This window comes from Corynebacterium sp. Marseille-P3884 (assembly GCF_017942225.1).
Lineage (GTDB): Bacteria > Actinomycetota > Actinomycetes > Mycobacteriales > Mycobacteriaceae > Corynebacterium.
Genome location: NZ_JAGKSD010000023.1, coordinates 1 through 14,064 on the forward strand (window position 1 = coordinate 1; position 14,064 = coordinate 14,064).

General features: G+C 64.1%; 12 protein-coding genes. 4 read left to right on the top strand and 8 right to left on the bottom strand.

Features of this window, described 5'->3' with window-relative positions:
- Positions 1 to 63 precede the first annotated feature (63 nt).
- Both J5Y21_RS11090 and J5Y21_RS11095 read left to right on the top strand, forming a co-directional pair.
- Entirely contained in the window at positions 64 to 744 is a 681-nt protein-coding gene (locus J5Y21_RS11090; protein ID WP_210575811.1) for a LytR C-terminal domain-containing protein, read from the top strand.
- Positions 745 to 860: 116 nt separating this feature from the next.
- Positions 861 to 1,997 (top strand): glutamate--cysteine ligase, encoded by a 1,137-nt coding sequence (locus J5Y21_RS11095; protein ID WP_210575885.1) that lies wholly within the window; start codon positions 861 to 863, stop codon positions 1,995 to 1,997.
- 6 nt (positions 1,998 to 2,003) lie between these two features.
- Here J5Y21_RS11095 and mnhG read toward each other — a convergent pair whose 3' ends face one another.
- The 8 genes from mnhG to J5Y21_RS11135 form a co-directional block, all read right to left on the bottom strand.
- Positions 2,004 to 2,387 (bottom strand): monovalent cation/H(+) antiporter subunit G, encoded by a 384-nt coding sequence (gene mnhG, locus J5Y21_RS11100; protein ID WP_210575814.1) that lies wholly within the window; start codon positions 2,385 to 2,387, stop codon positions 2,004 to 2,006.
- Positions 2,387 to 2,665 (bottom strand): monovalent cation/H+ antiporter complex subunit F, encoded by a 279-nt coding sequence (locus J5Y21_RS11105; RefSeq protein WP_210575817.1) that lies wholly within the window; start codon positions 2,663 to 2,665, stop codon positions 2,387 to 2,389. Before J5Y21_RS11105 ends, mnhG begins: the two co-directional genes overlap by 1 nt.
- Positions 2,658 to 3,221 (bottom strand): Na+/H+ antiporter subunit E, encoded by a 564-nt coding sequence (locus J5Y21_RS11110; RefSeq protein ID WP_210575820.1) that lies wholly within the window; start codon positions 3,219 to 3,221, stop codon positions 2,658 to 2,660. The genes J5Y21_RS11105 and J5Y21_RS11110 overlap by 8 nt, the downstream gene beginning before the upstream one ends.
- Positions 3,218 to 5,035, bottom strand: a complete 1,818-nt coding sequence (locus J5Y21_RS11115) for a Na+/H+ antiporter subunit D (RefSeq protein ID WP_210575821.1) — start codon at positions 5,033 to 5,035, stop codon at positions 3,218 to 3,220. Before J5Y21_RS11115 ends, J5Y21_RS11110 begins: the two co-directional genes overlap by 4 nt.
- A complete protein-coding gene (locus tag J5Y21_RS11120; protein WP_210575824.1) occupies positions 5,028 to 5,516 on the bottom strand; it encodes a Na(+)/H(+) antiporter subunit C in 489 nt (162 codons plus the stop codon). Before J5Y21_RS11120 ends, J5Y21_RS11115 begins: the two co-directional genes overlap by 8 nt.
- Before the next feature lie 2 nt (positions 5,517 to 5,518).
- Positions 5,519 to 8,596 carry a Na+/H+ antiporter subunit A gene (locus J5Y21_RS11125; RefSeq protein ID WP_210575826.1) on the bottom strand — a complete coding sequence of 1,026 codons (3,078 nt, stop codon included), beginning with the start codon at positions 8,594 to 8,596 and terminating at the stop codon, positions 5,519 to 5,521.
- Positions 8,597 to 8,844: 248 nt separating this feature from the next.
- A complete protein-coding gene (locus tag J5Y21_RS11130; protein ID WP_210575829.1) occupies positions 8,845 to 9,432 on the bottom strand; it encodes an acetyl-CoA acetyltransferase in 588 nt (195 codons plus the stop codon).
- Between the two features lie 503 nt (positions 9,433 to 9,935).
- Complete coding sequence (locus J5Y21_RS11135; RefSeq protein ID WP_210575832.1) at positions 9,936 to 11,324, bottom strand: M20/M25/M40 family metallo-hydrolase; 1,389 nt, start codon at positions 11,322 to 11,324, stop codon at positions 9,936 to 9,938.
- An 87-nt stretch (positions 11,325 to 11,411) separates the two neighbouring features.
- Here J5Y21_RS11135 and J5Y21_RS11140 point away from each other — a divergent pair, with 87 nt between their 5' ends.
- The gene (locus tag J5Y21_RS11140) at positions 11,412 to 11,897 is read left to right on the top strand and encodes a hypothetical protein (RefSeq protein ID WP_210575835.1); all 486 of its coding nucleotides are present in this window, start codon (positions 11,412 to 11,414) and stop codon (positions 11,895 to 11,897) included.
- Positions 11,898 to 12,021: 124 nt separating this feature from the next.
- Positions 12,022 to 14,031 carry an oligopeptide transporter, OPT family gene (locus tag J5Y21_RS11145; RefSeq protein ID WP_210575838.1) on the top strand — a complete coding sequence of 670 codons (2,010 nt, stop codon included), beginning with the start codon at positions 12,022 to 12,024 and terminating at the stop codon, positions 14,029 to 14,031.
- The last annotated feature ends 33 nt before the right edge of the window (positions 14,032 to 14,064 follow it).

Here is a 14,064-nt window from a genome sequence, read left to right on the forward strand (position 1 = left end):
CCTAGATGGGTATAGGGGCCAGCCGCGGCAGCCGCTGGCGGCGTACCCAAGCGCGGCCTGGCGATGATCCTCATCGCTGTGGCATTGCTCCTCGCACTGTGGGGCGTGTACGCGATGACCAAGGGCGGTGCTGATAACCAGGCTGCTAATGATCCGGCGGGCCAGTCGGTGCAGAACCAGAATGACCCGAACGCCCAGGGCCAAAACGGCGCGGGTCAGAACCAGAACGCCCAGGGCCAGAACGGTGCAAACCAAAACGGCGCAGGCCAAAACGGCGCCGGTCAGAACCAGAACGACCCGAACGCCCAGAACCAGAACGCCCAGAACCAGAACGCCGCAGACCAAAACGGCGCGGATCAGAACGCCGCAAACCAGAACCGCCAGCCGGGCGCGGCGGCTGATGCGCCGGCGGGTCCGAATAACCCGATGACGCGCGAGAATATGACGGTGAATATCTACAACAACTCGGCGGTGAGCAACCTGGCTGAACGGGTCTCTGGTCAGGCGCGTGAGAACGGCTTCAACCTCGGCGAGGTGGGCAATATCCCGGGCGAGAACGCGATCTTCGAGCAGAACACGGTGCTGTTCGACCCGAATACCCCGGGTGCGGAGGACCGTGCGCGTGAGTTGGCGGACACGATCGGCGGCATTGCACTGGCTAACGACGACCGCGTCCCCGCCGAGGCCAAGAAGCCCGGTTCCGTGACGGTGGTGCTGGCGGAGAACCGCGAGGTGGCTCTCTAAACCGAGGCGCGCCCGACAGGCTGAAATTAAATACCGGACCGTCCCTGCAGAAATTTGCGCGGGGGCGGTTCTTCCCGTATTCAGAGAGAATGACTGTGCCGACAAATCAGGCCACGATGGATCCGTTCCGGGATTTCAACCGGTCGGAAGCGCTGAGCCTGGGCGTGGAGTGGGAGATCGCGCTGGTCGATCCGGGGACGCGCGATTTGGTCCCGTTCGCGGCGGAGGTCATCGATGCGGTGGAGCAGCGGTGGCCGGGAACGCACCTGGAAAAGGAGTTCCTGAAGAACACCATTGAGCTGGTCACACCTATTTGTGACACGACGGCCGAGGCGATGGAGTACCTGCGGGAGACGAAGGACAAGATCCAGCAGGTCGCGGACGAGAAGAACCTCAAGTTGTGGGCGGGCGGCGGCCACCCGTTCGCGGATTTCCGGACGCAGCCGGTAGGCGATAAGCCGACGTACAAGGAGATCATCAACCGCACGCAGTACTGGGGGCAGCAGATGCTGCTGTGGGGCACGCACGTGCACGTGGGGATCAGGCACGAGGACCGGGTGTGGCCGATCATCAACGCGGTGATGACGAAGTACCCGCACTTGCTGGCGATCAGTGGGTCGAGTCCGGCGTGGGAAGGACTGGACACCGGGTATGCGTCGAACAGGACGATGCTCTACCAGCAGCTTCCTACGGCAGGCATGCCGTACCAGTTCGGTAGCTGGCAGGAGTGGGTCGAGTTCATGCGGGACCAGACGAAGTCGGGCGTGACCTCGCACACGGGCTCGATGCATTTCGACGTCCGCCCGGCCGCCAAGTGGGGCACCGTCGAGGTGCGCATTTCGGATGCGGCGACGAACCTGGAGGAGCTCGCAGCCATCGTGGCGCTGACGCACTGCCTCGTCGTGCATTACGACGACATGATCGACCGGGGCGAGGAACTGCCGACGCTACAGCCGTGGCACGTGGCAGAGAATAAATGGCGCGGAGCCCGCTACGGTCTCGAAGCCGAGGTGATCACCAGCCGGGACACAGATGAGCGCCTGGTCACGGATGAGCTGCTGGAGATGGTGGGGGAGCTACAGGGCGTCGCTAAGCGTCTTGGCTGCGTTGATGAGCTGAACCTTGTCGCGAAGATCGTGGAAAATGGTGCGGCCTACCAGCGCCAACGCGCTGTGTACGAGGCGACGGGCGATTGGCGCGGCGCGGTGGACCAGGCGGTGGACGAACTCCGCGCCGGGCACCCGAGCGCCTAAACCCAGCTAAGCGCTGCGCTGCAGGTCGCCGGGGTGCTCGTTGATGGCGATGTCGTCCTCGTCGCCGTAGAGGCCCTCGCGGCGGGAGACGCGTCCGAGGCGCTGCGCGGTGACCGGGTTGGTCATGAGCGCGAAGAGGACGAGCAGGAAGAGCATGCCCACGTCGCCGCGCTGGCCGACGTCGAAATGCTCGGAGCCGGTGAGGCGGAAAATCACGCCGAGAATCACCATGATCAGGCCGACGGTCTGCGGTTTCGTCACGGCGTGGACGCGCGAGAGCGTCGTGTTGAAGCGCGCGATGCCCACGGACGCGAAGAAGACCTGCAGTGCGCCGAGCACGATGAAAATGAGCGACAGGACGTCGGAGATATATTCCCAGGTGAAGGCCATTAGAGCGCACCGTCCCTCTTGCGGAAGCGGGCGACGGACAGCGAACCGATGAAGCCGAGCAGCGCGACGACGACCATCGCGTTGACCACGGTCGTGTCCAGCGTCCAGCAAATATACGTCGCCAGCGCGCATTGAATCGAAGCGACAATACCGTCCATCGCCACGACGCGGTCGAGCGAATTCGGGCCGATCACTAGCCGCCATGTCGTGATGAAAAACCCGGCGACGAGCAGTACAGCCGCCACCGCGAGCACGGAGTTGTAGATCGCGTCATCCATGTTTGTGGGCCTTTCTCTTTTCAAAAATAGCGATCATTGAGCGCTCAAGCTTATCGACGTCCGCCAGCGCCTTCTCCACATCCTTCTGCCTCCCCGCGGAGAGAACGTGAATAGTCCACGTGCGGTTCGCCAGGTCGATGTCGGTGACGCACCCACCCGGTTGGAGGTTGTAGGCGCAGGTAGCGAAGTACAGCGCCAATTCTGAGTTGAGACGCATCGGTACTTTGAAGATCGCGCTCTTTGGCGGTCCTGCCGGGCGGATCGCCAGCCACGACACCGAAACGGCGGCGACGAACAGTTCGCCCACCCACCGGATGAGGAACACGATCAGTTTCGGGACATTCACGTCCACGCCGCCGGTGGGCAGCTTGGGCAGTGGCAGCAGCATCGTGATGAGGAAGCCTAAGCCCGCGCCGGCAAAGACATTCGCCCAGGTCAGCTCCCCCATGAGGAGGATCCACATGAGTGCGAGCCAGAAGATGAACCACGGGCGGAAGCGGTCAGAGAGATGCTCACTGACCGTCAGGCGCGGGGAGGGGAGCTGATTGGAACTCATTGGTTGACCTCCTCGTCGGCGGCAGGCTCAGTGGGCTCATCGGATTCGGGGACGGGGGAGGGCACAGGCACCGTCGTCACGCCGGCGCTGGGTTCGTCGATGTCGTGGATGCGGTTGGGAAGGGAGTCGGAGTCATCGTCGTCAAGCGTGCTCTCATCCAGCGTCCGGGAGGGATTCGACCAGTCGCTGCCGAGGACTGCGTTGCGGTAGAGCGCGGTGTCGAGCGCGGAGTCGGCGGCGCGGCCGGTGATTGCCGAGATGGGGCCGGCGAGGACGGTGATGGCGACGGACGCGGCGACGAGTGTCGCGGTGGAGGCGACCATGCCTGCGGGGAGGCTGCCGGCATCCTTGCTGTCCTCAAGGGCGACGGTGTCGGAGACATCGCCGAGCGGGCTGAGGCGCACGGAGACGACGTTGCCCTCGGGTGCGTCGGAGCGGTCGCGGAGGAAGGCCTTGGACCAGACGATCATCATCGCGTAGAGCGTGAGCAGCGACGTGACCACCGCGCCGACGATGAGCACCCACGAGCGCCACGAGCCTTCCTCGGCGCCGGCCTGGATGAGCAGGACCTTGCCGATGAAGCCGGAGAACGGCGGGATACCGCCCAGGTTGAGCGCCGGGACGATGTAGAGCAGCGCGATCACGGGCGCGGTGTACATCAACGAGCCCAGACGGCGCAGCTGCGAAGACCCCATTTGGCGTTCGATGAGGCTGACCACGAGGAAGAGCGATGTCTGCACCAGAATGTGGTGGACGGCGTAGAAGATCGCGCCGGACAGGCCGTGCGCGGTGCCGAGCGCCACACCGAAAATCATGTAGCCGATGTGGCTGACCAGGGTGAATGAGAGCAGACGTTTGATGTCGTTTTGGGCGAGAGCGCCCATCACACCCACGACCATCGTGGCCAGCGCGACCCACATGAGCAGGTGGCTGAGCGGGTGGTCGGGGAACATGGCCACGCGGACACGGATGATGGAGTACACGCCGACCTTGGTCAGCAAGCCTGCGAAGACAGCGGTGACCAGGGATGCGGCGGTGGGATAGGAGTCCGGCAGCCATGCGTCGAGGGGGAAGACCGCCGCTTTGATGCCGAAGGCCACGAGCAGGGTGGCGAAGATGGCGGCGCGGGTGCCGTCGGGAATCTCTTCCAAACGCATGCCCGCCTGCGCCATATTCACCGTGCCGACGGATGCGTAGACGAGGCCGAGAGCGAAAATGAAGATCATCGACGACGCCATGGACACCATCACGTAGCTGATGCCCGCGCGCACGCGCTGCGGTGATGCACCCATGGTGAGCAGGATGTACGACGCGACGAGGAAGATCTCGAAGCCGACGTAGAGGTTGAACAAGTCGCCTGCCAAAAACGACAGGTTCACACCCATCGACAACAGCATGTAGATGGGCAGGAAGACTTCGACCGGGTCGTTCTCGTTGCCGTCGCGGATACCCTGACTGATCGCGAACCACATCACGCAGAACAGCACGATCGCCGAGACGAACAGCATGATTCCGGACAGCCGGTCAGCCACGAAGGTGATGCCGATCGGTGCGTCCCACCCGCCCAATTGCAGAGTCTGGATGCCGGAAATATCCGCCACCAGAATCATCGATGCCGCGATCACCGCCAGCACCAGGAACGTGAAGAACGCGATATTGCGCTGCAGCGCGCGGTGCTTTCCGGAAAGCAGGATCAGCCCAGCAGCCAGCGCCGGCAACAACACCGGCAGCGGGATCAGATACGGCATCGCCGGCAGGAGGAAATCGACGTACTCCTCGTAGAGCGTCGGGTTGGTCAGCTCAGGATTAGTCATCGTCACCCTCCTTCACCGGGTCCTCGAAGGAGCGCGGGCCGAATGCGTCGCCGCCGCTGCGCAGTCGCCCAGTCTCCGGGTCGTCGGAGGCATCGGCGTCTGGCGCTGCAGACGGGGTCGCCGGACGCGCGGCGATTGCCTGGTCCTCCGCGTCGTGCTCGATCACATCGTCGGTGCGGTAGCGGTATTGCCTGTACAGCAGCGCCAGAATGAACGAGACCATCGCCATCGCGATCACGATCGCGGTGAGGATCATCGCCTGCGCGAGCGGGTCGGCCGACTGATCGGTGGCCACGGAATTGCGGTCGAGGATCGGGGGAGCGCCCGCCTGTCCGCCCGATTGGAGCAGCAGCAAATTCGCGCCGTTGCCGATCAGCATCACGCCGAGCAGCATCCTCGTCATCGCGCGGTCGAGCATCAGGTACACGCCCGCCGCGATCAGCACGCCGGAGGCGATGATCAAAAACAGGTTCGCTTCCACAGTTACGCCTCCCTTCCAGTTTGAGCACGCTTATCGACGTTCCCCTTAGAACCCAAAGCCACCCTCCGACTCGCACGCCGCGCGATGCGCTGCGCTGCCCGCTCAGACGACAACTCGGCCTCGCGCTGGGCAGCCCGTTGAGCTGCCCGCTGCCGAGCGTTCGCTTCCCGGGCGCGTTTGCGTTCTTCGTTCTTGCGCTGGAGAGCACGGGCGCGGTCGCGTGCGCGTTCCTTACGTTCGTCCTCTTCGCGGTCGATCTGTCCGCCAAGAGAGGTGAGAATGTGCATGACCAGGCCGACGACGATGGTGTAGACGCCGGCGTCGAAAAGCAGCGCCGAAGGAACCGTGACGGGCCCGATGAGCGGAAGCTCCGGCTCGATGTACCCGCTGGTCAGTGGCGGGTAGCCGAGGAACATCGGGATGACCGCCGCTGCCCCGGACAGCAGCAGGCCGGTGCCGAGCAGCTTCGACGGGTCGACCGGCAGCGCCTCCTCTAGCTCGTCGCGCCCGCCGGCCAGGTAGCGCAGCGTCAGCGCGAGCCCCATGACCAGTCCGCCGGCGAAACCGCCGCCGGGAGCGTTGTGGCCGGAGAAGAAGAAGTAGGCGGACAGCAGCACCATCGCCGGGAAGAGCAGGCGAGTGACCACGTCGACCATGATCGAGCGGTTCTGGGCTTTCTCGCCTTCCACGCCCGAGGCGAGCCAGCGCGGGCGGCGCGTGGACAGCGTCGGGCGGCGCGAATCGCGGGTGAAGGATTCGGTGCGGTAGATCAGGCTGGCCACGCCGGTCGCCGCGATGACCAGCACGCAGATCTCGCCCAGGGTGTCACCCGCGCGCAGGTCCACGAGCAGGACATTCACGGTATTGCGGCCGTGGCCGATCTCGTAGGCGAGGTCCGGCATCAGCGTTGAAATCGGCTCGTGGATGCGCGCGGACATCGCCGCCATCGCGACCACGACCACCGACAGACCCGTGCCCACCGACAGCCAGGCGCGTAGGCGCACGTCCGAGTCCTTCTTCACATCTACCTCGGTGGGCAGTTTGCGCAGGACCAGCATGAACACGACCATCACCAGGGTCTCCACCAGCACCTGCGTCAGCGCCAGGTCAGGAGCACCGTGCAGCGCGAAGAGCACCGCCGAGCCGTAGCCCGTCAGTCCCACCAGAATGATCAGCGACAGACGGTTCCTAATCACAGTCGCGGCCACAGCCGCACTGACAATCACGATCACCGTCATGCCCTGCCACGGGTTATCCCACAGGATCATGTGCGTATCGGCACTGTCGCCGAAAATAAGGGCAGCCAGCGGCACGACCATGAGCACGCTGAAAATCACCGCGAGGTTGATGGTCAACGAACCGCGCTGAGTCGACGCCGTCAAGCGTAGCGACGCCTGACGCAGCACCTTCAGCATGTTGTCCCACAGCGCATCCGCATCCCCCAGAGCGGGCCGCTCGAACTGCGCCTTCTTGACCACCGCGCGCTGCCAGAACATCACCGCGCCGGCGGCGACGATCACAGCGCTCAAACCCAGCGGGATCGTGATCCCGTGCCACAGCGCCAAGTCCTGATGCTCAGCTTCCGGGAACCGCACGTTGAGGTATTGGTTGAACAAGTTCGACAGCGGCGCCGGTAGCAGACCGAAGACCACGGTGAGCAGCACAAGGAGTCCAGGCGGGGCCCATTGCAGGAATTCGATGCGGTGCATGTCGCGGACGGCGGGGGAGGTGCCGTCGATAAGCTCTGCGCGCATGTCTTTTTCTGGCTTCCGTGCGAATGCGCCCCACAGGAAGTACAGCGAATACGTCATGGTCAGCACGGAGCCGAGCACGAAACCGACGAGCAGCACGTTGCGCGGCATGCCGTACAGCAGCTCCTCGTGGAGCGTGGCCTCGAGCGTTGCTTCCTTCGCGACGAAACCCCACAGCGGCGGTATGCCCGCCATCGATGCTGCCGCGATGGTAGCCAGCACGGCGACCAGCGGTTCCTTGCGCCCGAGGCCCGAAAGTTCGCGGATATCGCGCGTGCCCGATGTGTGGTCGATCGCGCCGACGATCATGAACAGCGCCGCCTTGAACAGCGAATGCGCGAAGACCAGCGCCAGGCCCGCCAGCGTCGCCTCGCGTGAACCGATGCCCATCACCGCCGTCATGAACCCCAGCTGCGAGACCGTGCCGTACGCGAGAATCAGCTTCAAATCGCGCTGCTTCAGCGCCATCCAGCCGCCCAGCAGCATCGTGAACACGCCCGCAGGCAGAACCACAATGTGCCAGACGCTTATCGACGCAAAATCCGGCGCCAACCGCCCCACCACATAGATGCCCGCTTTCACCATGGCAGCGGAGTGCAGATACGCCGACACCGGCGTCGGCGCCGCCATCGCGCCCGGCAACCAGAAGTGGAACGGGGCCTGCGCCGACTTCGTCAGCGCACCCAGCAGGATCAGGGTCACCGCCGCCGTGATGCCCGTGACCTGGTCCAAATCCGTCATCCCGGCGATCTGCGAGATCTTCCACACCCCGGTCTGCGTGCCGAAGAGAATGATTCCCACCAGCATCGCCAGCCCACCGAACGTGGTGACCAGCAACGCTTGCGTCGCCGCCCTGCGTGACGACGCCCTCTCCCCGTAATACGAGACCAACAGGAACGACAGCACCGAGGTGATCTCCCAGAAGATGTACATCATCAGGAAGTTGTCCGAGATGACCAGGCCGTACATCGCCATCGCGAACATCGTCAGCTCTGCGCCGAAGACGCTCAGCCGCCGCGGATTCGAATCGAAATACCCCCAACAATAGAGCAGCACCAGCGCGCCGACACCCAAGATGATCAGCCCGAACAGCCCCGAGTACGCATCCAACCTGAACTCGATATTCAGGTGCATTCCCGGCATCCACGGATACGACGCCTGGATCTCACCGCCGTTTTTGAACGTCCCGTTTGCGAACTGGTAGACCAGCCAAACGAATCCCGCTCCCGGCACCAGCGCCAACGCACCGAACGCCGGCCGCCCGAACGTCCTCAGCAAAACCGGTGCTGCTGCTGTGGCGGCAGCAAGCGCCAGAAGCAGGGTGATCACGGTGTCACAGCCCTCCCAAGTCTCGTGTCCGGCGGGGGTCTTCGGTTGTGTCGGCTCATGTAGAAGTGCTGCGCGTGAGCCAACAGCGCGCAGGCGAAAAAACACCCTGCCAACTTGGGAAAACTACGTAAAACCAAATCAAAAAGGCGCGTCATCGCTGGCGCGACCAACGTTTGCAGTCTACCTATTTAGTTCTATTCGGGGGTGTTCTGCCCAGGGTTTGCATTCCTGCGCTTGTGTCCGCGGCTTTAGCCGTAGATCCGCTGCGCCCCCGATGTCATTGCCGCAGCGATTGACGCCTCACTCGTCGCGCCGAAGCCGACCGCCCAGGCAGTGTCGCGCTCATTGATCTGGTGCGCGACCTTGACCGCCGTGAACGTCGCCTCGTGCAGTGTGAACTGGTGGAATTCGAGGATCTCGACGTAACGACCTTCGTCTGCCAGCATCGCCCCGAACGCGTGCGCCGGCCCCGACGTAGTGACCTCGTGGTGCTTCGTCTCCGGCGGGAACGTCTTCGACGTGCGCGTGACATTCGCCGAATACGTGGTGTAGCACCAGTGGTCGTGGCGGGCCTCGATGTCAGAGATCTTGACCGTCGGCGTTGGCGCATACGTCGCACTGAACAGTGCCCAGCTCATGCCCATTGCTTCTTCCCGCAGCTCACGCGGCAAGCGCCGCGGCGAATCGAAGCGGATCTGGAACGGGTCGCGTTCCTGTGTGCGGGTGCGCTCGGGAGCGTGGTTTTGTGTGAAGGTGAAGCCGGTGTCAGTGGTGGGGCGAGTCTGCTGATCGGGATTCTGGGAGCGCTGGGTCTGCTGAGTCGAGGTGTAAAACACGTCAGGTGTCCTTCTACGTTTCGCGGAGGATGTGTGGGGGTGTACCGACTCGCTGTACTGGGTGGTTAACGACCACTACCCCACGCCGCGGGGAGTCGGTTACTCCGCGTTGGGGTCGGTGGCCTCTAGTACCACCTTGAGTACTAGCGCTCGTAGAAGAATCGGCTTTCGCATGCCTCTGACACTAGCCAAGTTAAAGCGTGATGCGCAACACATTCCGGGAAATTAGTTTTCGCGGTCTCGCCGCGGGGGTGTGTCGCGGGGACGGCGCCGGGCCCGTTCGTGGGCCTGCTCACGTGGTGCTCGGGGGCCGGTGGATATAGATTACGTAGTTGCCGGAGTAACCAAATCTGACCTGGGGTTTTAGCCGCGTTTCTGGAGGCGAATGGAATCTTGATCCACCGGCCCCTTGAGGTAGGGGCGTGGCCGGCGGGGTGCCGGGGTGCCGGGATAACAGGGCGCCGGTCCCGGGATGCCGGACTGAGTGGGTCTACCGAGTGGCGCTAGAGCTTGGCGACGCGCTGGAGGAACTTCGCCTCGGCGACGGCCACGCGCTCGATCTCGTAGGGGTGGACGGACTCGTCGACGGAGTGGATGCCGGCGTTGTTGTCCTCGACGCCGTACATGGCGATGGCGGCGTCAGGGTAGTGTTCCTGCAGCTTGGCGGTCAGCGGGATGGAGCCGCCGGAGCCGACGGTGACGAGGTCGGTGGGCACGCCTGCGGGGGCGGCGTCGCTGCCCTCGGCTTCCTTGTAGGCCTCCTGCAGGCACTCGCCAAGCAGGGCGATGGCGGGGCGGGAGGGGTCGGTGGAAAAACCGTGGTTGACGTCGAAGATCTCCACCTCGACCTTGGCGCCCCAAGGGGTGTGGTCGATGATGTGCTGCTTCAGGGTCTCGGCGGTTGCTGCTGGGTCCATGCCGGCGGGGACGCGGAGGTTCAGCTGGGCTTCGGCACGCGGAATGATGGCGTTGACAGCCTCGGCAACCGGGGTGGAGGTGAACCCGATGACGGTGACGGCGGGGCGGGCCCACACCATGTCGGCGGCGTTCTCGTCGCCGGAGTCGATGTCGCCCATCAGGGAAACGCCGTCGAGGACGCCGGCGTCCTTGCGGAAGGCGTCGGCGGAGTAGGGCTGGCCGGGCCAGGAGGCGGAAAGGGCGTCGCCGAGGCCGTCGATGGTGGTGCGGCCGGTGTCGTCGCGAAGCGAATCGAGGGTGCGGATCAGCGCGGCGACGGGGTCCGGTGCGGGGCCGCCGAAGGTGCCGGAGTGGATGGCACCGTTCAGGGTTTCCACCGTGACCTTGAGCTGGGCGCCGCCGCGCAGGGCGGTGGTCAGGGTCGGGGTGCCCACGGCGACGTTGCCGGAGTCGGCGATGAGGATGATGTCGGCTGCGAACAGTTCCGGCTTCTCCCCGATCAGTTTCTCCAGGCCACCGCCGCCGAGCTCCTCGGAGCCCTCGACGAGGACGACGAGGTTGGCGTCGGTGCCGCCGGCGTCGTCGATAAGCCTCAAAGCCTCAAGGTGCATGGCGACGTTGCCTTTGCAATCGGCGGCGCCGCGTCCGTACCAGCGGCCGTCGCGCTCGGTGAGGGTGAACGGGTCGGCGGTCCAGGCGGACGGGTCGCCGGCGGGGACGACGTCGTAGTGGGAATAAAGGAGGACGGTCGGGGCGTCGTCGCTGACGTGCTTGCGCGCGATGATCGCGTCGGCGTTGTCCACCGTGGCGTGGCGCTCGACCTCAAGGCCGCGCTCGGCTAGGGCGTTCGCGACCCAGTCGGCGGCGGCGCCGTGCTGGTCGGCGAGTTCCGGCACGGAGTGGGGCGAGTTGAAGGACACGAGTGCGGAAAGGTCGTTGAAAATCCGTTCGCGGTTCGGTTCGAAAGTGCTCATGAGCTCGAACGTACCAGCGCCCGAATCCACGGTGCGCGACGCGTCTGCCTTGTAAGATCGGCGCTACAGCGACGAAGGGGGCGCGACGTGTTGGAGTGGTACTCAGGGCACATGGCGGAGGATCCGTTCAAAACGGTCATCCTGACCATCTTGATCGTGGCCTTCTTCATCCAGATTGCGTGGCCGCGAGTTCGCGACCTGTTCGACCCCGTCGTGAAGCGGGAGTACGGGCACGTGGTCGCCGTGGATATCGCCGTGGACGGGGGAGCGTGGTGGAAGGGCAACGAGGATCCCATGCAGACCCGGGAGCTCGCGCGCATGCCGTCGGGGGAGGAGCTGCTGTTCGCCTGGGTCGATGGCACGATCGGGCTGCACCGAGACATCAAGCGCCAGGTTTTCACGCGCGGGGGCTGGCTCATCAATCAGACTGCGCCGAAGATCAACGCCGATCCGCACACGCAGCAGATGGCGATCGCGCAGATGAAGGCGCGCTATTTCCGTTACTGGCTTCCGCAAGCCAAGTCTTTGGTGGTCGTGCACCGAAAAAGCGGGAGATATCAAGGCAAGTACTAGGCACAACGCTTATCGACGGCCGCGTGGCAGCCGAAACCGCTGGCCTACCTTGATCGTTCCGGTTTTCAACGATTGTTGACGGCAGAGTAATATTCCTGCCAACACATTGTTAGAAAGGCGCGAAATGGATAACAGGACGGAACTGCGTGAGCTGACACTGCGCGGAATCATCATCGGTGGGCTGATCACGCTCGTGTTCACCGCGGCGAATGTGTACCTGGGCCTGAAGGTGGGCCTGACCTTTGCCACGTCCATTCCCGCCGCGGTCATTTCGATGGCTGTGCTGCGTAAATTCGCCGGTCACAATGTAAAGGAAAACAATATTGTGCAGACGATCGCGTCGGCAGCGGGAACGCTGTCCGCGATCATTTTCGTCTTGCCGGGTCTGGTGATGATCGGTTACTGGCAGGGCTTCCCGTTCTGGACCACGGCGTTGGTGTGCGCGCTCGGCGGCACCCTCGGCGTGATGTTCTCGGTGCCGTTGCGCCGCGCGCTTGTCACGGGGTCCGACCTGCCGTACCCGGAGGGCGTGGCTGCTGCGGAGGTCCTGCGCGTCGGCGACGGTGATCCGAATAATGAGGAGAACGTCAAGGGTCTGCGCACCATCGTCATCGGCGGCATCGTCTCCGCCTTCTACGGTCTGCTCGCCGCGATGAAGGCCGCAGCCAGCGAGATCGCCGGCACCTTCAAATTCGCCAAGGGCGCGACCATGCTGGGCGGCTCGCTCTCCCTCGCGCTCATCGGCGTTGGCCACCTCGTGGGCATGACGGTCGGTATCGCCATGCTCGTCGGCGTGGTCATCTCCTTCTTCGTTCTTCTTCCGTGGCGCACGTCGTCGCTTATCGACGGCTCCGTCACCGACCTTTCCGAGATCGTCTCCACCACCTTCGCCTCCGAGATCCGCTTCATCGGTGTGGGCACCATGGCAGTGGCAGCCCTGTGGACTCTGGTGAAGATCGCCGGCCCAGTGGTCAAGGGCGTCAGCGCGTCCCTGTCCAGCTCCCGCAAGCGCGCCGCAGGTACTGAGGTGGACGTGACGGAGCAGGATATTCCGTTCCCGATCGTGCTCGGCACCATCTTGGTCTCCATGTTCCCGATCGGCTTCTTGCTCTGGAATTTCCAGCGCGGCACCGATATTCACGAGCATGCATTCGGCTTGACCACGATCTCTGTCCTCTTCATCCTCATCGCCGGCCTCGTCATCGCGTCGGTGTGTGGTTACATGGCTGGCCTGATCGGCGCATCCAATTCGCCGATCTCCTCGGTGGGCATCATCGCCGTGATCACGTCAGCACTGCTCATCGCCGCCTTCACCGCCGGCACCGACGCGAGCGCGACGTCTCTCGTGGCTTACACGCTGTTCACTGCCGCGATCGTCTTCGGCATCGCGACGATCTCCAACGACAACTTGCAGGACCTCAAGACAGGCCAGCTTGTCGACGCAACCCCCTGGAAGCAGCAGGTCGCCCTCATCATCGGCGTGCTGTTCGGTTCCGTGGTCATTCCTCCGGTGCTGCACCTGATGCTGACCGGCTTCGGCTTCCAGGGCATGGAGGACGCCGGCCCTGATGCACTCGCCGCACCGCAGGCCGCTCTAATGTCCTCGGTCGCCACCGGTATTTTCGACGACTCCCTGAACTGGAACCTCATCTTCCTCGGCGCCGCGATCGGCACTGTCGTGATCATCATCGACGAGATCCTCAGTGCGACCACCGACAAGAAGTACTCGCTGCCGCCACTGGCCGTCGGCATGGGCATGTACCTGCCGGTCAGCGTCACCGTGATGGTTCCGCTGGGCGCCATCATCGGCAATTTCTACAACCGTTGGGCCTCCCACCAGCGCAACCCCGAGTCCGCGATTCGCATGGGTACCCTCGGCGCCACGGGCCTCATCGTCGGCGAGTCCCTGTTCGGTGTGGTCAACGCCGGTATCATCGCCGCTTCCCAGGGCGAGAGCCCCCTGGAGATCTTTGAGGAAAACGCCTGGACCTCCCTCATCGGCGTCGTGCTCTTCGTCGCCGGCATCGCCTTCATCTACAGCCGCACCGCCAAGGCTGCCAAGGATCTGCCGATCACGGCGCCGGCAGACGCGGCTGCTGCTAAGCGCGCCGAGACTTACGACAGCTCCAAGTAATGCTCGGGGGCGCGCAGCAAAGCTTCGCCCTGA

Coding starts and splice junctions, on each gene's coding strand:
- J5Y21_RS11105 (WP_210575817.1), bottom strand. CDS start 2,665: ATGGATGACGCGATCTACAACTCCGTGCTCGCGGTGGCGGCTGTACTG.
- J5Y21_RS11110 (WP_210575820.1), bottom strand. CDS start 3,221: ATGAGTTCCAATCAGCTCCCCTCCCCGCGCCTGACGGTCAGTGAGCAT.
- mnhG (WP_210575814.1), bottom strand. CDS start 2,387: ATGGCCTTCACCTGGGAATATATCTCCGACGTCCTGTCGCTCATTTTC.
- J5Y21_RS11095 (WP_210575885.1), top strand. CDS start 861: ATGGATCCGTTCCGGGATTTCAACCGGTCGGAAGCGCTGAGCCTGGGC.
- J5Y21_RS11090 (WP_210575811.1), top strand. CDS start 64: ATGATCCTCATCGCTGTGGCATTGCTCCTCGCACTGTGGGGCGTGTAC.
- J5Y21_RS11135 (WP_210575832.1), bottom strand. CDS start 11,324: ATGAGCACTTTCGAACCGAACCGCGAACGGATTTTCAACGACCTTTCC.
- J5Y21_RS11115 (WP_210575821.1), bottom strand. CDS start 5,035: ATGACTAATCCTGAGCTGACCAACCCGACGCTCTACGAGGAGTACGTC.
- J5Y21_RS11145 (WP_210575838.1), top strand. CDS start 12,022: ATGGATAACAGGACGGAACTGCGTGAGCTGACACTGCGCGGAATCATC.